Origin of the sequence: Klebsiella sp. X1-16S-Nf21, assembly GCF_002837615.1 — a bacterium.
GTDB classification, from domain to species: Bacteria; Pseudomonadota; Gammaproteobacteria; order Enterobacterales; family Enterobacteriaceae; genus Klebsiella; species Klebsiella variicola.
Genome location: NZ_PJDK01000017.1, coordinates 1 through 17,852, shown reverse-complemented (window position 1 = coordinate 17,852; position 17,852 = coordinate 1). Strand labels below are relative to the sequence as shown.

Genomic DNA, 17,852 nt, shown 5'->3' with positions numbered 1-17,852 from the left:
AACTGGACGTTTGTACAGCACAATTCTATTTTGTGCCATCAGGTTATCGCAGGGGGCGTCGTGGATCTCTCAATCATTATCAGCGCGGTTATCGCACTGGCTGCCGGGTTAATGGTCGGCTGGCTGGCAACCAAAGCGCGCGCCGACCAAATCCGGGCCGATCTCATTGAGGAGCGGCGAGAGCTGGATATTGAGCTGAGCGCCGCCCGTCAGCAGCTGGTGCAGGAGGCCCACTGGCGTGAGGAGTGTGAGCTGCTGAACAATGAGCTGCGCAGTCTGCGGGATATCAATACCTCGCTGGAGGCCGATCTGCGTGAGGTCACCACCCGGCTCGAATCCACCCAGCTGCATGCGGAAGATAAGATCCGTCAGATGGTTAACAGCGAGCAGCGCCTGAGCGAGCAGTTTGAAAACCTCGCCAACCGCATTTTCGAACACAGCAACCGGCGCGTCGATGAGCAAAACCGCCTGAGTCTGCATGGTCTGCTGACCCCGCTGCGCGAACAGCTCGACGGGTTCCGCCGCCAGGTGCAGGAGAGCTTTGGCCAGGAGGCGCGGGAAAGGCACACCCTGGCGCATGAGATCCGCAATCTTCAGCAGCTGAACGCGCAGATGGCGCAGGAGGCACTGAACCTGACGAAAGCGCTGAAAGGTGATAACAAAACCCAGGGCAACTGGGGGGAAGTGGTCTTAACCCGCGTGCTGGAGGCCTCCGGCCTGCGCGAAGGCTATGAGTACCAGACCCAGGTCAGTATCGAGACCGATAACCGCTCGCGGATGCAGCCTGACGTCATTGTCCGCCTGCCGCAGGGCAAGGACGTGGTGATAGACGCCAAAATGACCCTGGTCGCCTATGAGCGCTATTTCAACGCCGAAGACGACTACACCCGCGAAGTCGCGCTGCAGGAACATCTTGCCTCGGTGCGAAACCATATTCGCCTGCTGGGACGCAAGGATTATCAACAGCTGCCGGGGCTGCGCTCTCTCGACTACGTGCTGATGTTTATTCCCGTCGAGCCGGCGTTCCTGGTGGCCATCGACCGTCAGCCCGAGCTCATCAGCGAGGCGTTGCAAAATAATATCATGCTGGTCAGCCCGACGACGCTGCTGGTAGCCCTGCGTACTATCGCCAATCTGTGGCGCTATGAGCATCAGAGCCGCAACGCGCAGAAGATCGCCGAGCGGGCGGGGCGCCTTTACGACAAAATGCGCCTGTTTGTGGATGATATGTCCGCCATCGGCCAGAGTCTGGATAAGGCGCAAGAGAACTATCGCCAGGCGATGAAAAAGCTCGCTTCCGGGCGCGGGAATCTGCTGGCCCAGGCGGAAGCCTTTCGCGGCCTGGGGGTGGAGGTGAAGCGCGGGATAAATCCTGATTTAGTCGAACAAGCCTCTGCCCAGGACGATGAATATCGTCTCGAAGACGAGGATAACCTCCCGGAAAATGACGCATTTTCAGCCGACTCTGCCGAGGCGTTACATAATCGGGAGGCGGCTCCGCCACGTTGAAACGTATGGGAAATGCGCTGAATCTGATACACTCAGTGAACATTTTCTTGAAAAGCAAGCAGGCATAGAGATGGTTGAGGATTCACAAGAAACGACGCACTTTGGCTTTCAGACGGTCGCTAAAGAGCAGAAACAGGACATGGTGGCGCATGTATTCCATTCTGTCGCGGCAAAGTATGATGTGATGAACGACTTGATGTCGTTTGGTATCCATCGTTTGTGGAAGCGTTTCACCATCGACTGCAGCGGCGTACGTCGCGGGCAGACCGTGCTGGATCTGGCGGGGGGGACCGGCGATTTGACGGCCAAGTTCTCCCGTCTGGTAGGAGAAACCGGCCGCGTCATGCTTGCTGATATCAATGATTCCATGCTCAAAATGGGCCGCGAAAAGCTGCGTAATATCGGCATCGTGGGCAACGTTGAGTATGTTCAGGCCAACGCGGAAGCCCTGCCGTTTGCTGATAACACCTTTGACTGCATCACCATCTCTTTCGGTCTGCGTAACGTTACCGATAAAGAAAAAGCGCTGCGTTCGATTTACCGCGTGCTGAAGCCGGGCGGACGTCTGCTGGTGCTGGAGTTTTCTAAACCGATTATCGAACCGCTCAGCAAAGCCTACGACGCTTACTCCTTCCATATCCTGCCGAAGGTGGGGGAACTGGTGGCAAAAGACGGCGACAGCTATCGCTACCTGGCAGAATCTATCCGTATGCACCCGGATCAGGAAACCCTGAAAGGGATGATGCAGGATGCAGGTTTTGAAAGTGTCGACTACCACAACCTGACGGCGGGTATCGTTGCCTTGCATCGCGGTTACAAGTTCTGACAGGAGGGACGCTATGCCTTTCACACCCCTGGTGACCGCTAGCATTGAGACGGCGCTGAATACTTTTCTCTGGCGTGACAAGGCGCTAAAACCCGCTCGTCAGCGCCTGCTGGGTAAGGTATTGCGAGTTCAACTGCAGGACTTCTCCACCCCGATCGTACTGGCGTTCAGCGAACGCCAGGTTGATGTCCTGAGCGCCTGGGAGGGAGAGGCCGACTGCACTGTGATTACCCGGCTCAGCGTGCTGCCCAAACTGCGTAATCGTCAGCAGCTCACGGCGCTTATCCGTAGCGGAGATCTGGAAGTGCAGGGCGATCTGCAGGTGGTGCAGAATATGGTCTCCCTGTGCGATCTGGCGGAGTTCGATCCCGCTGAACTGCTGGCGCCTTATACTGGCGATATCGTGGCTGAAGGCGTTGGCAAAGTCCTCCGCGGCGGCGCTCAGTTTTTACTGAAAGGCGCGCAGCGCCAGCAGCGCTATGTCGCAGAAGCGATCACTGAAGAGTGGCGACTGGCACCGGGGCCGCTGGAGCTGGCATGGTTTGCGGAAGAAACGACGGCTATTGAACGCGCGCTGGCCGCACTGGAAAAACGGCTGGAAACGCTGGAGGGCAAATGACGCCAGGAGAATTACGGCGCCTGTATTTCATCATCCACACCTTTTTGAGCTACGGGCTCGATGAGCTCATCCCCAAAATTCGTCTCACGCTGCCGCTGCGTATCTGGCGGCGGATGCTGTTCTGGATGCCAAATCGTCATCAAGACCAACCCCTTGGCACTCGTCTGCGCCTGGCGCTTCAGGAGCTGGGGCCGGTGTGGATTAAATTTGGCCAGATGCTTTCCACCCGCCGGGATCTCTTCCCGCCGCATATTGCCGATCAGCTGGCGCTGTTGCAGGACCGCGTAGCGCCCTTTGAAGGAAAGCTCGCGCAGCAGCAGATAGAGAAAGCGATGGGGGGCCTGCCGGTGGACGCCTGGTTTGATGATTTCTCCGTAGAGCCGTTAGCCTCGGCGTCCATCGCCCAGGTGCATACCGCACGTCTGAAAGAGAATGGCAAAGAGGTGGTGATCAAGGTTATCCGCCCGGATATTTTGCCGATCATTAAAGCGGACATGAAGCTCATCTACCGCCTGGCGCGCTGGGTACCGCGTCTGCTGCCTGACGGCCGCCGTCTGCGCCCGCAGGAGGTGGTTCGCGAATATGAAAAAACGCTGCTGGACGAGCTGAACCTGTTGCGGGAATCCGCCAACGCCATTCAGCTGCGGCGTAATTTCGAAGATAGTCCGATGCTGTACGTGCCGGAGGTGTACCCCGACTACTGCAGCGAAAGCATGATGGTGATGGAGCGCATCTACGGTATCCCGGTGTCCGACGTGGAGGCGCTGGAGGCCCAGGGGACCAACATGCAGCTGCTGGCGGAGCGGGGCGTGCAGGTCTTCTTTACCCAGGTGTTCCGCGACAGCTTCTTTCATGCCGATATGCACCCTGGCAACATATTCGTCAGCTACGAGCACCCGGAAGATCCGCAGTATATCGGCATCGACTGCGGTATTGTCGGCTCGCTGAACAAAGAAGATAAGCGCTATCTGGCGGAAAACTTTATCGCCTTCTTTAACCGCGATTATCGTAAGGTGGCTGAGCTGCACGTCGATTCCGGTTGGGTACCGCCCGATACGAATGTCGAAGAGTTTGAGTTCGCGATCCGCACGGTCTGCGAGCCGATCTTTGAGAAGCCGCTGGCGGAGATCTCCTTCGGCCACGTGCTGCTTAATCTGTTCAATACCGCGCGGCGTTTCAATATGGAAGTCCAGCCGCAGCTCGTTTTACTACAGAAGACATTACTTTACGTAGAAGGGGTAGGCCGGCAGCTCTATCCTCAGTTAGACTTGTGGAAAACGGCGAAGCCTTTCCTCGAGTCGTGGATCAAAGATCAGGTCGGCATTCCGGCGCTGGTGCGCGCGTTTAAAGACAAAGCGCCGTTCTGGATCGAAAGAATGCCTGAAATACCTGAGCTGGTGTATCAGAGCCTGCAGCAGAGCAAACAGCTGCAGACCAGCGTCGATACCATCGTGCGGGATATGCATGTGCGTCATGTGCGCCAGGGCCAATCCCGTTATCTGTTTGGTATAGGCGCGGTTTTATTGCTCAGTGGTACGCTGCTCTTTATCCATCGCCCTGAGTGGGGAATGATGCCCGGCTGGTTGATGGCCGGCGGTGTGGTGACCTGGCTGATTGGCTGGCGGAAAACCCACTGATCGGTTCGCCTCTTCATGACGCAGGCTTATTTGCGCAAAATCATGCCAGTCGCCTGACGAAGAGGCGGCTCGCAGGATGGCGTGTATAATGCGTCCACATAATTCATCATCTGTCATAGGGGAACGTGTATGGGTGGTATCAGTATTTGGCAGTTATTAATTGTTGTCGTCATCGTAGTTCTGCTTTTTGGGACGAAGAAGCTGAGCTCACTGGGGTCAGACTTAGGGGCATCTATCAAAGGCTTTAAAAAAGCCATGAGTGATGATGATAAACCCGAAAAGTCGGCGCCAGACGCAGATTTCACGGCGAAAACCATCGCCGATAAACAGGATGATGCAAAAAAAGACGAGACAAAACGCCACGACAAAGAGCAGGTGTAACTCGTGTTCGATATTGGTTTTAGTGAACTACTGCTGGTGTTTGTGATTGGCCTCATTGTTCTGGGGCCACAGCGGCTTCCCGTCGCGGTTAAAACGGTGGTTGGCTGGATCCGTACGCTACGCTCGCTGGCGACCACGGTACAAAATGAGCTGGCCCAGGAGCTAAAACTGCAGGAGTTCCAGGAGAGCCTCAAGAAGGTGGAAAAGGCCAGCCTGAATAACCTGACGCCGGAGCTGAAAGCCTCCATGGATGAACTGCGCGAGGCCGCGGAGTCGATGAAGCGCTCCTATAGCGCCCACGATCCTGAAAAGGCCAGCGACGAAGCCAATACCATCCTTAATCCGGTGGTGAAAGGCAGTGAAGCGCAGCGCCAGGACGTCACGCCGGCGACGGCAGAACATCAGGCCAGCGCTCCGGCTCATGCGCCGGATCCTGTCGCCGATGAGCAACCCGCTTCACCGGCTGAACTTCCGGCAGAGAAAACATCCGCTACGGCGGCAGCCCCTCATTCTTCCCCCGCATCGAGTGATAAACCGTAAACATGGGCGTAGACGATACACAACCGCTAATTTCGCATCTGATTGAGCTGCGCAAGCGTCTGCTCAACAGCATCATTGCTATCCTGGTGATCTTCCTGGCGCTGGTCTATTTCGCCAATGATATCTACCAGCTGGTCTCGGCCCCGCTTATCAGCAAGATGCCGGTAGGCGCGACGATGATCGCCACTGATGTCGCTTCACCTTTCTTCACGCCGATAAAGCTGACCTTCATGGTGTCGGTGATCCTGTCAGTGCCGATTATTCTTTACCAGGTATGGGCCTTCGTCGCGCCGGCGCTGTATAAGCACGAGCGCCGGCTGGTGGTGCCTTTACTGGTATCCAGTACGCTGCTGTTCTATATCGGCATGGCTTTCGCTTATTTTGTCGTGTTTCCGCTGGCGTTCGGCTTCCTGACCCATGCTGCACCGGAGGGGGTGCTGGTCTCGACCGATATCCGCAGCTATCTCGACTTCGTGATGGCGCTGTTTATGGCTTTCGGTGTCTCTTTTGAGGTACCGGTCGCCATTGTGCTGCTCTGCTGGATGGGCGTTACCACGCCGGAAGAGCTGCGCAAAAAACGGCCGTATGTCCTGGTGGGCGCCTTCGTGGTGGGTATGCTGCTGACACCGCCGGACGTATTCTCGCAGACGCTGCTGGCCATTCCTATGTACTGTCTGTTTGAAGTCGGGGTGTTCTTCGCCCGCTTCTACACCGGGAAGCGCCTGACGCGTGATGACGACGCTGCGGCCGAAGCTGAAGCCGCGGAGCACAGAGAAGAGTAATACCGCCAACCGCCCGTCAGGGCGGTTGTCATATGGGAGCGATCATGTTTGATATCGGCGTTAATCTCACCAGTTCGCAGTTTTCCCGCGACCATGATGAGGTGGTGGCGCGCGCCCGGGCGGCGGGGGTTCACGGCATGCTGCTGACCGGCACAAATTTGCCGGAGAGCCAGCAGGCCCAGAGAATGGCGAGCCATTATTCCGGTTGCTGGTCCACGGCAGGGGTTCATCCCCATGACGGCAGCAGCTGGTCGCCAGCGGTCGCCGAGGCGATTTATACCCTCGCCCGCGAGCCACAGGTGGTGGCGATAGGTGAGTGCGGTCTGGATTTCAACCGTAATTTCTCCACGCCGCAGGAGCAGGAGGCAGCGTTCAGCGCCCAGCTGGCGCTGGCCGCTGAGCTGTCGATGCCGGTGTTTTTACACTGCCGCGACGCCCACGACCGGTTTCTGGCGTTGCTTAAACCCTGGCTTGAGAAGATCCCGGGCGCGGTGCTGCACTGCTTTACCGGCAGCCGCAGCGAGGTGCAGGAATGCCTGGATCTGGGCCTGTTTATCGGTATTACCGGTTGGGTATGCGATGAGCGGCGGGGACTGGAGCTGCGCGAGCTGCTGCCGGCGATCCCGGCGGAACGTCTGCTGCTGGAGACCGATGCGCCTTATCTGCTGCCTCGCGACCTCAAGCCGAGACCGGCCTCGCGGCGTAACGAGCCCGCGTATTTGCCGCATATCCTGGCCAGCGTCGCGAGCTGGCGGGGCGAAGAGACGCAATGGCTGGAGGCGCAAACGGACGCAAACGTCAGGACGCTGTTTGGCATCGACGTTAACGGCGTTTAGATTTTCTGGAAGTCGGTATTTTTAACGCTCTGCAGGACTTGCTTATTCAGCAGGTTTAACAGCAACATAGAACGGGCTTCGCCGTCCGGCTCGGTGAAGATAGCCTGTAAGCCTTCGAACGCGCCGTCGGTGATTAGCACGCTATCGCCCTCATGCGGCGTTTCCGGGTCGGTAATGCCTTCCGGTTTGTAGATAGAGAGCTGATGGATAACCGCCGAGGGAACGACAGCGGGCAGGGCGCCAAAGCGCACGAAGTTGTTAACCCCGCGGGTGGCGCTGATGGTAGTGGTATGAATCACCTCTGGATCGAACTCAATAAACAGGTAGTTCGGGAACAGCGGTTCGCTGACCATGGTGCGTTTACCGCGAATGATTTTTTCCAGCGCAATCGTCGGCATCAGGCAGTTAACTGACTGACGTTCCAGATGTTCCTGGGCTCGTTGTAGCTGCCCACGTTTGCAATACAGTAAGTACCAGGCTTGCATAATGACTCATTCCACTTCTAATAACGGCAAGCATAACAAATGGCTGGTGTAATCGCGAAAGCCATTATAATTGAAATCCAAATTTCAGCGTTCTTTCACGCTAATTTAACAAAATTACAGCATCGCGCCGTCGAACACCGTATAATTAGCCGCCTGTAGAGAGGTCAATAACACTTTCATGAAATACCACGATCTTCGCGACTTTCTGACACTCCTGGAACAACAGGGCGAACTAAAACGTATCACTCTGCCGGTCGATCCTCACCTGGAAATCACCGAAATTGCCGACCGGACCCTGCGTGCCGGTGGCCCGGCGCTGCTGTTTGAAAATCCGAAAGGCTACTCGATGCCGGTGCTGTGCAATCTGTTTGGCACGCCGCGTCGTGTGGCGCTAGGGATGGGCCAGGAAGACGTCAGTTCGCTACGGGAAGTCGGGAAGCTATTGGCCTTTCTGAAAGAGCCGGAGCCGCCAAAAGGCTTCCGCGATCTGTTTGATAAGCTGCCGCAGTTCAAGCAAGTGCTGAATATGCCGACCAAACGCCTGCGCGGTGCGCCCTGCCAACAAAAAATCATCCAGGGCGATGACGTCGACCTGAATAAAATCCCGATTATGACCTGCTGGCCGGAAGATGCCGCGCCGCTGATCACCTGGGGGCTAACGGTGACCCGTGGGCCGCACAAAGAGCGGCAGAACCTGGGAATTTATCGCCAGCAGCTGATCGGTAAAAACAAACTCATCATGCGTTGGTTATCCCACCGCGGCGGCGCGCTCGATTTCCAGGAGTGGTGCGCGGCGCATCCCGGCGAGCGCTTCCCGGTTTCCGTGGCGCTTGGCGCCGATCCGGCGACCATTCTTGGCGCGGTGACGCCGGTGCCCGATACCCTGTCGGAATATGCTTTCGCAGGCTTGCTGCGCGGCACCAAGACCGAAGTGGTGAAGTGCGTTTCCAATGACCTTGAAGTGCCGGCCAGCGCGGAAATTGTGCTCGAAGGTTACATTGAGGCCGGGGAGATGGCGCCGGAAGGCCCGTATGGCGATCATACTGGTTACTACAATGAAGTGGACAGCTTCCCGGTATTTACGGTGACCCATATTACCCAGCGCGAAGACGCGATTTATCATTCGACCTATACCGGCCGACCGCCCGATGAGCCCGCGGTGCTGGGCGTGGCGCTGAACGAAGTCTTTGTGCCGATTCTGCAAAAGCAGTTCCCGGAAATCGTCGACTTTTATCTGCCGCCGGAAGGGTGTTCCTATCGCCTGGCGGTGGTGACCATGAAAAAACAGTACGCGGGCCATGCCAAGCGCGTGATGATGGGCGTCTGGTCATTCCTGCGCCAGTTCATGTATACCAAATTCGTGATCGTATGCGATGACGACGTCAACGCACGCGACTGGAACGACGTGATTTGGGCGATTACTACCCGTATGGACCCGGCTCGTGATACGGTACTGGTAGAAAATACGCCAATAGATTATCTGGATTTTGCCTCGCCGGTTTCCGGTCTGGGTTCAAAAATGGGGCTGGATGCCACAAATAAATGGCCTGGCGAAACCCAGCGTGAATGGGGGCGTCCAATCAAAAAAGATCCTCAGGTGACGGCGCGCATCGACGCCATCTGGGATGAACTGGCCATCTTTAAATAACAGTAAGCGGGGCTAACGCCGCTGTTTTGCTCTATAGACCCGACAGAGGGGACGCATGACAACCTTAAGCTGTAAAGTGACCTCAGTGGAGGCGATTACCGATACCGTGTATCGCGTTCGATTAGTACCGGAAGCGGCATTCTCTTTCCGCGCTGGCCAGTATCTGATGGTGGTAATGGACGAGCGCGATAAGCGTCCGTTCTCTATGGCTTCCACGCCGTCAGAGCACGAGTTTATCGAGCTGCATATCGGTGCTTCTGAACTCAATCTGTATGCGATGGCGGTGATGGATCGCATTCTGAAAGAGCGTGAAATTGAGGTTGATATTCCGCATGGCGAAGCGTGGCTGCGCGATGACGAAGATCGCCCGCTGATTCTGATCGCCGGCGGCACCGGTTTCTCTTATGTGCGTTCTATTCTGTTAACCGCGCTGGCGCGTAACCCGGATCGCGATATCGCCATTTATTGGGGCGGCCGCGAGGCTAAGCATTTGTACGATCTGGCCGAGCTGGAAGCGTTAAGCATCAAGCATCCGAATCTGCGCATCGAGCCGGTGGTCGAGCAACCGGAAGAAGGGTGGCGCGGTCGTTCCGGTACGGTACTGACTGCCGTGCTGCAGGATTACGGCACGCTGGCCGAGCATGATATCTACATTGCCGGTCGTTTTGAGATGGCCAAGATTGCCCGCGACCTGTTCTGCAACGAACGCGGCGCGCGTGAAGATCGCCTGTTTGGCGATGCGTTTGCGTTTATCTGAAAATAAAAAACCCGCCCCTGACAGGCGGGAAGAACGGCAACTAAACCTGCTCTCTTCGCCATTGCTGCCTGCTTCTGGTCGCAATGGCGTTGAGATAACCCTTCGATTAAATCCGCTCAAACACAGTGGCAATACCCTGACCTAAACCGATACACATGGTCGCCAGACCGAACTGAGCGTCTTTGCGTTCCATCTGATTGATCAACGTGGTGCTAATGCGCGCCCCGGAGCAGCCCAGCGGATGTCCGAGCGCGATCGCGCCGCCGTTGAGGTTGATCTTCTCGTCAATCTGCTCCATTAAGCCCAGATCTTTAATACACGGCAGGATCTGCGCGGCAAACGCTTCATTCATTTCAAAGACGTCGATATCGCTGGTGGATAAGCCCGCTTTTTTCAGCGCCAGCTTTGAGGCCGGAACCGGGCCATAACCCATAATGGACGGGTCGCAGCCGACCACCGCCATCGAACGGACGCGGGCGCGTGGCTTCAGCCCCAGCTCGCGGGCGCGGCTTTCGCTCATCAGCAGCATTGCCGCCGCGCCGTCAGAAAGGGCGGAAGAGGTGCCTGCCGTTACCGTGCCGGTCACCGGATCAAATGCCGGTCTCAGCGCCGCCAGCGCTTCGACGGTGGTTTCCGGGCGGATCACTTCGTCATAGTTAAAAGACTTCAGTACGCCATCGGCATCGTGGCCACCGGTCGGGATAATCTCGGCTTTGAAGGCGCCTGATTGCGTCGCCGCCCAGGCGCGAGCGTGAGAGCGTGCGGCGAACTGATCCTGCATTTCGCGGCTGATGCCGTGCAGACGCGCCAGCATTTCCGCGGTCAGCCCCATCATGCCTGCGGCTTTCGCCACATTACGGCTGAGGCCCGGATGGAAATCGACACCGTGGCTCATTGGCACATGGCCCATGTGCTCAACGCCGCCAATCAGGCAGACGCTGGCATCGCCGGTCATGATCATACGGGCCGCATCGTGCAGCGCCTGCATGGAGGAACCGCACAGACGGTTAACCGTCGTCGCCGGTACCGAGTGCGGGATTTCTGCCAGCAGCGCGGCGTTACGCGCAATGTTGAAACCCTGCTCCAGTGTTTGTTGCACGCAGCCCCAGTAAATATCGTCAATCGCGCTCGCCTCAAGCGACGGGTTACGCGAAAGCAGGCTACGCATCAGGTGCGCGGAGAGGTCTTCCGCACGCACGTTGCGAAAGGCGCCGCCCTTCGAACGGCCCATCGGGGTGCGAATTGCATCGACAATGACAACCTGTTCCATTGTGACTCCTTAAGCCGTTTTCAGAGCGCCAACCGGACGGGCTGGCTCTACCTGGGGATAATACGCTTCGTTATGGCGCGCTTTGTCACGCAGACCGGCTGGCACTTCATACAGCGGGCCAAGGTGCTGGTATTGCTGCGCCATATCGAGATACTTCGCGCTGCCGATGGTGTCCAGCCAGCGGAATGCGCCGCCGTGGAACGGAGGGAAGCCCAGGCCGTATACCAGCGCCATATCCGCTTCCGCCGGGCTGGCGATAATGCCTTCTTCCAGGCAGCGGACGACTTCGTTAACCATCGGGATCATCATGCGGGCGATAATCTCTTCATCGCTGAAATCGCGCTTCGGCTGGCTGACGTCGGCCAGCAGGCTGTCGACGGCAGCGTCTTCTTCTTTCTTCGGCTTACCTTTGCTGTCTTCTTTATAACGCCAGAAACCGAGGCCGTTCTTCTGGCCGAAACGGTTGGCGTCAAACAGGGCGTCGATGGCGTCGCGATAATCTTTCTGCATCCGCTGCGGGAAGCCCGCCGCCATCACGGCCTGAGCATGGTGGGCGGTATCGATGCCGACCACGTCCAGCAGATAGGCCGGGCCCATTGGCCAGCCAAACTGTTTTTCCATCACTTTGTCGACTTTGCGGAAATCCGCCCCGTCGCGCAGCAGCTGGCTGAAGCCGGCGAAGTAGGGGAACAGCACGCGATTAACGAAGAAGCCGGGACAATCATTGACCACGATCGGCGTTTTGCCCATTTTGCTGGCCCAGGCCACAACTTTGGCAATGGTCTTATCCGAGGTTTTTTCGCCGCGGATCACTTCAACCAGCGGCATGCGATGCACCGGGTTAAAGAAGTGCATACCGCAGAAGTTTTCCGGGCGTTGCAGAACGCTGGCCAGTTCGCTGATGGGGATTGTTGAGGTGTTGGATGCCAGCACGGTATCCGGGCGCACTTTTGCCTCGGTTTCGGCCAGCACCGCTTTCTTCACTTTCGGGTTTTCGACCACCGCTTCAACAACCACGTCGACGCGATCAAAACCGCTGTATTCCAGGGTTGGCTGAATGGTGCTGATCACTCCGGCCAGCTTCAGACCGTCGATTTTGCCGCGTTCCAGCTGTTTATTCAGCAGTTTCGCCGCTTCGGTCATGCCCAGGGTCAGCGATTTGTCGCTAATGTCTTTCATCACCACCGGCACGCCTTTCCAGGCCGACTGGTATGCGATACCGCCGCCCATAATGCCAGCGCCCAGGACAGCAGCATGCTTCGGCGTCTCGACATCTTTGGTCAACTTTTTCGCTTTCGCTTTGACGTACTGGTCGTTCAGGAAGATACCAACCAGCGCGCGGGCCTCATTGGTATGGGCCAGCGGGACAAAGCTTTTATTTTCCAGCACCAGGGCTTCTTCACGACCAAGACGTGCGGCGGCTTCAATGGTTTTCACCGCGGTGATCGGCGCCGGGTAATGTTTCCCGGCCGTTTGCGCGACCATGCCTTTGGCAATCGTGAAGCTCATGGTAGCTTCAATTTTGCTGAGCTTCAGCGGCTCTAGTTTCGGCTGACGTTTTGCTTTCCAGTCCAGATCGCCATTAATCGCCTGACGCAGGACCGCCAGCGCGCCGTCACGCAGTTTTTCCGCTGCGACCACACCATCCACCAGGCCGATTTTCAGCGCCTGATCGGCGCCGACGTCTTTCCCGGCGGCAATAATTTCCAGCGCGCTATCGGCGCCGAGCAAGCGTGGCAGACGCACAGAACCGCCGAAGCCCGGCATAATGCCGAGCTTGGTTTCCGGCAGACCGATACGCAGATCCGGCGTCGCCAGGCGGTAATCGGTCGCCAGGACGCATTCACAACCGCCGCCCAGCGCGTAACCATTGACGGCAGAGATCGTCGGGACGGGAAGATCTTCCAGACGATTGAAAACGCTGTTAGCAAAATGCAACCACTGGCTTAACTGCTCCTCAGGGACCAGGAACAGCGAGAGGAATTCGGTGATATCCGCGCCGACGATAAACGCCGCTTTTTCAGAGCGCAGCAGCAGACCTTTGAGATCGTTTTGTTTTTCCAGTACGTCCAGCGCGTGACCGAGGCTGGCTACGGTTGCGGTATCAAGCTTGTTGACCGAACCTGGGGCATCGAACACCAGTTCGGCGATGCCATCTTCCAGCCAGTCGAGGTACAGGGTGTCGCCTTTGTAGAGCATGTCAGTCTCCTGAATCCAGCAATATGATCTGGTCATACCAGATGAAACGGAGTGTGGAATTTATGTTAAAGAATTGCAAATTACTCTTTAAATAATTGCTGGTCGGATCACATCCGGCGGAAATCACCCGCACGCAGGGTGATGTGCTAAGATGCGGAGTATCACGATCCCATAAAAGCAAAGGATGAAAGATGGAATCCCTGTCCGCGCTCTATAAAAATCATATTGTTACCCTACAAGAACGTACCCGCGACGTGCTGGCCCGTTTTCAGATGGATGCGCTACTGATTCACTCCGGTGAGCTGGTTAACGTCTTCCTTGACGACCACCCGTACCCGTTCAAGGTCAATCCGCAGTTCAAAGCCTGGGTGCCAGTGACGCAGGTGCCTAACTGCTGGCTGCTGGTGGATGGCGTTAACAAACCGAAGCTGTGGTTCTATCTGCCGGTCGATTACTGGCACAACGTCGAGCCGCTACCGACCGCATTCTGGACCGAAGAAGTTGACGTCATTGCTCTGCCGAAGGCCGATGGCATCGGCAGCCAGCTACCTGCCGCTCGCGGTAATATCGGTTATATTGGGCCGGTACCGGAGCGCGCGCTGGGGCTGGGTATCGCTGCGGATAAGATCAACCCGAAAGGGGTTATCGATTACCTGCACTACTATCGGGCTTACAAAACGGATTACGAGCTGGCCTGTATGCGTGAAGCGCAGAAATCGGCGGTCAATGGTCATCGCGCGGCCTATGAAGCTTTCCAGTCCGGGATGAGCGAATTCGATATCAACCAGGCCTATCTCACCGCCACCGGCCATCGTGATACCGACGTGCCTTACAGCAACATCGTGGCGCTGAATGAGCATGCTTCCGTCCTGCACTACACCAAACTGGATCATCGCGCCCCGGCGGAGATGCGCAGCTTCCTGCTCGACGCTGGCGCAGAATATAACGGCTATGCCGCGGATCTGACGCGAACCTGGGCGGCGCACGGCGACAACGACTTTGCCCATCTGATCAAAGACGTTAATGACGAGCAGCTGGCGCTGATTAGCACCATGAAGGCCGGGACTCGTTATGTTGATTACCATATCCAGTTCCATCAGCGCATCGCAAAGCTACTGCGTAAACACCAGTTGGTTACCGACATAAGCGAAGAGGCGATGGTGGAGAATGACCTGACCGGGCCGTTTATGCCGCACGGGATTGGCCATCCGCTGGGTCTGCAGGTGCATGATGTCGCTGGCTTTATGCAGGATGACACCGGTACGCATCTGGCGGCGCCGTCGAAATACCCGTATCTGCGCTGCACCCGTATTATCGAGCCGCGCATGGTGCTGACTATTGAACCCGGCATCTACTTCATCGAGTCGTTACTGGCGCCGTGGCGTGAAGGCCCGTTCAGCAAGCACTTCAACTGGCAGAAAATTGACGCCATGAAGCCGTTTGGCGGGATCCGTATCGAAGATAACGTGGTGGTTCACGAAAACAGCATTGAAAATATGACGCGCGATCTGAAGCTGGCGTAATGGAAAGCTGGTTAATCCCGGCGGCGCCGGTTACCGTCGTTGAGGAGATTAAAAAAAGCCGTTTTATCACGCTGTTGGCGCATACCGACGGCGTGGCGGCGGCAAAAGCGTTTGTCGAGTCCGTCAGAGCGGATCACCCTGATGCCCGCCACCACTGCGTGGCGTGGGTCGCCGGGCCGCCTGATGATTCGCAACAGCTGGGGTTTTCTGACGATGGCGAACCGGCGGGGACGGCGGGTAAACCGATGCTGGCGCAACTGATGGGGTGCGGCGTGGGTGAGATAACCGCTGTCGTCGTGCGCTACTACGGTGGTATCCTGCTGGGCACTGGCGGCCTGGTGAAAGCCTATGGCGGCGGTGTTCATCAGGCGCTGGCGCAGCTGACGACGCAGCGCAAGACGCCGTTAACAGCATATACTTTGCAATGTGAGTATGGGCAACTGGCCGGTATCGAAGCGCTGCTCGCCCAATTCTCCGGGAAGGTAGTCGAAAGCGAATATCTGGCGTCGGTTCGGCTGCGCGTGGCGCTTCCCCGGGCCGAAGTGGCGGCTTTTTCAGCAAAACTGGCTGATTTTAGTCGCGGTTCATTGCATTTACTGAAGATTGACGAATAATCCCCTCTGTTTTTTTGCCTATCAAAGGAAGCGCCAGAGATGCATTTTCGCGCCATAACCCGAATCGTTGGACTGTTGGTCATCTTATTTTCGGGGACGATGATCGTTCCGGGATTAGTGGCCCTGATATATCGCGATGGCGCGGGGCGGGCCTTCACGCAAACCTTTTTTGTTGCGCTGGCGATTGGCTCCATGCTGTGGTGGCCGAATCGTAAACAAAAAGGCGAACTGAAATCCCGCGAAGGGTTTCTGATTGTGGTGCTGTTCTGGACCGTGCTGGGGAGCGTGGGGGCCTTGCCCTTTATTTTCGCCGAGCAGCCGAACCTGACGGTGACCGATGCCTTCTTCGAGTCATTTTCCGGCCTGACGACGACCGGAGCGACCACCCTGGTGGGGCTGGATTCGTTACCTCATGCAATCCTCTTTTACCGGCAGATGCTGCAATGGTTCGGCGGCATGGGGATCATTGTGCTGGCGGTGGCGATTCTGCCTATCCTCGGCGTAGGGGGGATGCAGCTCTACCGCGCGGAAATGCCCGGTCCGTTGAAAGACAACAAGATGCGCCCGCGTATCGCCGAGACGGCGAAGACGCTGTGGCTTATCTATGTGTTATTGACGATAGCCTGCGCATTGGCGCTCTGGTTTGCCGGTATGCCGGCGTTCGATGCGATTGGGCACAGCTTTGCCACTATCGCCATCGGCGGTTTCTCGACTCACGATGCCAGCGTCGGCTATTTCAATAGCCCGATGATTAACTCTATCATCGCGATCTTTTTGCTGATCTCTGGCTGTAACTACGGTCTGCATTTTTCGTTATTGAGCGGACGCAGCCTGAAGGTGTACTGGCGCGACCCAGAATTTCGCATGTTCATTGGCGTCCAGTTGACGCTGGTCATTATCTGTACGCTGGTGCTATGGCTCCATAACGTGTATGGGTCGGTGCTGACGACGCTGAATCAGGCATTTTTCCAGGTGGTGTCGATGGCGACCACCGCGGGATTCACTACCGATAGCATTGCGCGCTGGCCGCTATTCCTGCCGGTGTTGCTGCTCTGCTCCGCATTTATCGGCGGCTGTGCCGGTTCCACGGGCGGTGGCTTAAAGGTGATCCGTATCCTGTTGCTGTTTAAGCAGGGCAACCGTGAGCTTAAGCGTCTGGTACACCCGAATGCGGTTTATAGCATCAAGTTAGGTAACCGCGCCTTGCCGGAACGTATTCTTGAAGCCGTGTGGGGGTTCTTCTCCGCCTATGCGCTGGTCTTTATCATTAGTATGTTGGCTATTATCGCCACCGGGGTGGATGATTTCTCTGCCTTCGCCTCCGTGGTGGCGACGTTGAACAACCTCGGGCCTGGGCTTGGCGTTGTCGCGGACAACTTTGCCACTATGAACCCGGTCGCGAAATGGATCCTGATTGCTAATATGCTGTTTGGTCGTCTGGAAGTGTTCACCTTACTGGTGCTCTTTACTCCCACTTTCTGGCGCGAATAACAGGAGTGCTCGTGAAAACTTTAATACTCTTCTCCACCCGCGACGGGCAGACCCGTGAAATCGCTTCGTTTCTGGCCTCCGAGCTGAAAGAGCTGGGCATCGACGCGGACACCTTGAACCTGAACCGTACCGATGTCGTCGAATGGCATCACTACGATCGGGTGGTCATCGGCGCGTCGATTCGCTACGGGCACTTTCATCCGGCGGTGGACCGCTTTGTGAAAAAGCATCTGGCATCATTGCAGGCGCTGCCGGGAGCATTCTTCTCTGTTAACCTGGTGGCGCGTAAACCCGAGAAGCGCACGCCGCAGACCAACAGCTATACGCGTAAGTTTCTGCTGAACTCGCCGTGGCAGCCGCAGAGCTGCGCGGTATTTGCCGGCGCGCTGCGCTACCCGCGCTACAGCTGGTACGATCGGTTTATGATCCGCCTGATTATGAAAATGACCGGGGGGGAAACGGATACCCGCAAAGAAGTGGTCTATACCGACTGGCAACAGGTATCCCGGTTTGCTCGGGAAATCGCACAAATGGCGCGCAAATAGCGCGTAAAACTCGCGTTGTGATGGAAAATCGAGCGAACGAAAAGTTTTTTTGAATTTCCCCTTGTCACCTCAGAATTACTCCCTATAATGCGCCTCCACTGACACGGAACAACGGCAAGCAAGCCGCCGGGTCAGCGGGGTTCCGGTGAGAACCTCGCAGAGAAAAGCAAAAATAAATGCTTGACTCTGA

The 17,852-nt window shown here is 56.8% G+C and carries 17 protein-coding genes; 14 read left to right on the top strand and 3 right to left on the bottom strand.

Annotated elements, in window-relative coordinates:
- The first annotated feature begins 60 nt into the window (after positions 1 to 60).
- The 8 genes from rmuC (at position 61) to tatD (ending at position 7,130) form a co-directional block, all read left to right on the top strand.
- Positions 61 to 1,509 (top strand): DNA recombination protein RmuC, encoded by a 1,449-nt coding sequence (rmuC, locus tag CW267_RS10110; protein ID WP_012969184.1) that lies wholly within the window; start codon positions 61 to 63, stop codon positions 1,507 to 1,509.
- 70 nt (positions 1,510 to 1,579) lie between these two features.
- Complete coding sequence (gene ubiE / locus CW267_RS10105; RefSeq protein ID WP_100781518.1) at positions 1,580 to 2,335, top strand: bifunctional demethylmenaquinone methyltransferase/2-methoxy-6-polyprenyl-1,4-benzoquinol methylase UbiE; 756 nt, start codon at positions 1,580 to 1,582, stop codon at positions 2,333 to 2,335.
- A gap of 13 nt (positions 2,336 to 2,348) precedes the next feature.
- Entirely contained in the window at positions 2,349 to 2,954 is a 606-nt protein-coding gene (gene ubiJ, locus CW267_RS10100) for a ubiquinone biosynthesis protein UbiJ (protein ID WP_008807934.1), read from the top strand.
- The gene (gene ubiB, locus CW267_RS10095) at positions 2,951 to 4,591 is read left to right on the top strand and encodes a ubiquinone biosynthesis regulatory protein kinase UbiB (protein WP_012543220.1); all 1,641 of its coding nucleotides are present in this window, start codon (positions 2,951 to 2,953) and stop codon (positions 4,589 to 4,591) included. Before ubiJ ends, ubiB begins: the two co-directional genes overlap by 4 nt.
- A gap of 129 nt (positions 4,592 to 4,720) precedes the next feature.
- A complete protein-coding gene (tatA, locus tag CW267_RS10090; RefSeq protein WP_002883425.1) occupies positions 4,721 to 4,972 on the top strand; it encodes a Sec-independent protein translocase subunit TatA in 252 nt (83 codons plus the stop codon).
- Between the two features lie 3 nt (positions 4,973 to 4,975).
- A complete protein-coding gene (gene tatB / locus CW267_RS10085) occupies positions 4,976 to 5,512 on the top strand; it encodes a Sec-independent protein translocase protein TatB (protein WP_008807932.1) in 537 nt (178 codons plus the stop codon).
- 2 nt (positions 5,513 to 5,514) lie between these two features.
- The gene (gene tatC / locus CW267_RS10080) at positions 5,515 to 6,294 is read left to right on the top strand and encodes a Sec-independent protein translocase subunit TatC (RefSeq protein WP_004886745.1); all 780 of its coding nucleotides are present in this window, start codon (positions 5,515 to 5,517) and stop codon (positions 6,292 to 6,294) included.
- Between the two features lie 32 nt (positions 6,295 to 6,326).
- A complete protein-coding gene (gene tatD, locus CW267_RS10075) occupies positions 6,327 to 7,130 on the top strand; it encodes a 3'-5' ssDNA/RNA exonuclease TatD (RefSeq protein WP_162493294.1) in 804 nt (267 codons plus the stop codon).
- On the opposite strand, the gene rfaH is transcribed toward tatD, so the two are convergent.
- Positions 7,127 to 7,615: a transcription/translation regulatory transformer protein RfaH gene (gene rfaH / locus CW267_RS10070; RefSeq protein ID WP_008807930.1), complete on the bottom strand. Its 489-nt coding sequence runs from the start codon at positions 7,613 to 7,615 to the stop codon at positions 7,127 to 7,129. The genes tatD and rfaH overlap by 4 nt on opposite strands.
- A gap of 178 nt (positions 7,616 to 7,793) precedes the next feature.
- Between rfaH and ubiD the strand changes: the two genes are divergently transcribed.
- Entirely contained in the window at positions 7,794 to 9,263 is a 1,470-nt protein-coding gene (gene ubiD, locus CW267_RS10065) for a 4-hydroxy-3-polyprenylbenzoate decarboxylase (protein WP_008807929.1), read from the top strand.
- 55 nt (positions 9,264 to 9,318) lie between these two features.
- A complete protein-coding gene (gene fre / locus CW267_RS10060) occupies positions 9,319 to 10,020 on the top strand; it encodes an NAD(P)H-flavin reductase (protein WP_008807928.1) in 702 nt (233 codons plus the stop codon).
- Between the two features lie 106 nt (positions 10,021 to 10,126).
- On the opposite strand, the gene fadA is transcribed toward fre, so the two are convergent.
- Positions 10,127 to 11,290, bottom strand: a complete 1,164-nt coding sequence (fadA, locus tag CW267_RS10055; RefSeq protein WP_008807927.1) for an acetyl-CoA C-acyltransferase FadA — start codon at positions 11,288 to 11,290, stop codon at positions 10,127 to 10,129.
- 9 nt (positions 11,291 to 11,299) lie between these two features.
- Positions 11,300 to 13,489: a fatty acid oxidation complex subunit alpha FadB gene (gene fadB / locus CW267_RS10050; RefSeq protein ID WP_047667244.1), complete on the bottom strand. Its 2,190-nt coding sequence runs from the start codon at positions 13,487 to 13,489 to the stop codon at positions 11,300 to 11,302.
- Positions 13,490 to 13,680: 191 nt separating this feature from the next.
- On the opposite strand from fadB, the gene pepQ reads away from it, so the two are divergent.
- From pepQ to hemG, 4 genes are read left to right on the top strand one after another with little or no spacing between them, the layout of a single operon-like run.
- Positions 13,681 to 15,012: a Xaa-Pro dipeptidase gene (pepQ, locus tag CW267_RS10040; protein WP_012969182.1), complete on the top strand. Its 1,332-nt coding sequence runs from the start codon at positions 13,681 to 13,683 to the stop codon at positions 15,010 to 15,012.
- Positions 15,012 to 15,626, top strand: a complete 615-nt coding sequence (locus CW267_RS10035) for an IMPACT family protein (protein ID WP_064143002.1) — start codon at positions 15,012 to 15,014, stop codon at positions 15,624 to 15,626. Before pepQ ends, CW267_RS10035 begins: the two co-directional genes overlap by 1 nt.
- 39 nt (positions 15,627 to 15,665) lie before the next feature.
- Positions 15,666 to 17,117 carry a Trk system potassium transporter TrkH gene (gene trkH, locus CW267_RS10030; protein ID WP_008807923.1) on the top strand — a complete coding sequence of 484 codons (1,452 nt, stop codon included), beginning with the start codon at positions 15,666 to 15,668 and terminating at the stop codon, positions 17,115 to 17,117.
- An 11-nt stretch (positions 17,118 to 17,128) separates the two neighbouring features.
- Positions 17,129 to 17,662, top strand: a complete 534-nt coding sequence (gene hemG / locus CW267_RS10025) for a menaquinone-dependent protoporphyrinogen IX dehydrogenase (RefSeq protein ID WP_012543216.1) — start codon at positions 17,129 to 17,131, stop codon at positions 17,660 to 17,662.
- Positions 17,663 to 17,852: the final 190 nt, after the last annotated feature.

Coding starts and splice junctions, on each gene's coding strand:
- rfaH (WP_008807930.1), bottom strand. CDS start 7,615: ATGCAAGCCTGGTACTTACTGTATTGCAAACGTGGGCAGCTACAACGA.
- ubiD (WP_008807929.1), top strand. CDS start 7,794: ATGAAATACCACGATCTTCGCGACTTTCTGACACTCCTGGAACAACAG.
- tatC (WP_004886745.1), top strand. CDS start 5,515: ATGGGCGTAGACGATACACAACCGCTAATTTCGCATCTGATTGAGCTG.
- ubiB (WP_012543220.1), top strand. CDS start 2,951: ATGACGCCAGGAGAATTACGGCGCCTGTATTTCATCATCCACACCTTT.
- fadA (WP_008807927.1), bottom strand. CDS start 11,290: ATGGAACAGGTTGTCATTGTCGATGCAATTCGCACCCCGATGGGCCGT.
- pepQ (WP_012969182.1), top strand. CDS start 13,681: ATGGAATCCCTGTCCGCGCTCTATAAAAATCATATTGTTACCCTACAA.
- ubiE (WP_100781518.1), top strand. CDS start 1,580: ATGGTTGAGGATTCACAAGAAACGACGCACTTTGGCTTTCAGACGGTC.
- CW267_RS10035 (WP_064143002.1), top strand. CDS start 15,012: ATGGAAAGCTGGTTAATCCCGGCGGCGCCGGTTACCGTCGTTGAGGAG.
- fadB (WP_047667244.1), bottom strand. CDS start 13,489: ATGCTCTACAAAGGCGACACCCTGTACCTCGACTGGCTGGAAGATGGC.
- fre (WP_008807928.1), top strand. CDS start 9,319: ATGACAACCTTAAGCTGTAAAGTGACCTCAGTGGAGGCGATTACCGAT.
- ubiJ (WP_008807934.1), top strand. CDS start 2,349: ATGCCTTTCACACCCCTGGTGACCGCTAGCATTGAGACGGCGCTGAAT.
- tatA (WP_002883425.1), top strand. CDS start 4,721: ATGGGTGGTATCAGTATTTGGCAGTTATTAATTGTTGTCGTCATCGTA.
- tatD (WP_162493294.1), top strand. CDS start 6,327: ATGGGAGCGATCATGTTTGATATCGGCGTTAATCTCACCAGTTCGCAG.
- trkH (WP_008807923.1), top strand. CDS start 15,666: ATGCATTTTCGCGCCATAACCCGAATCGTTGGACTGTTGGTCATCTTA.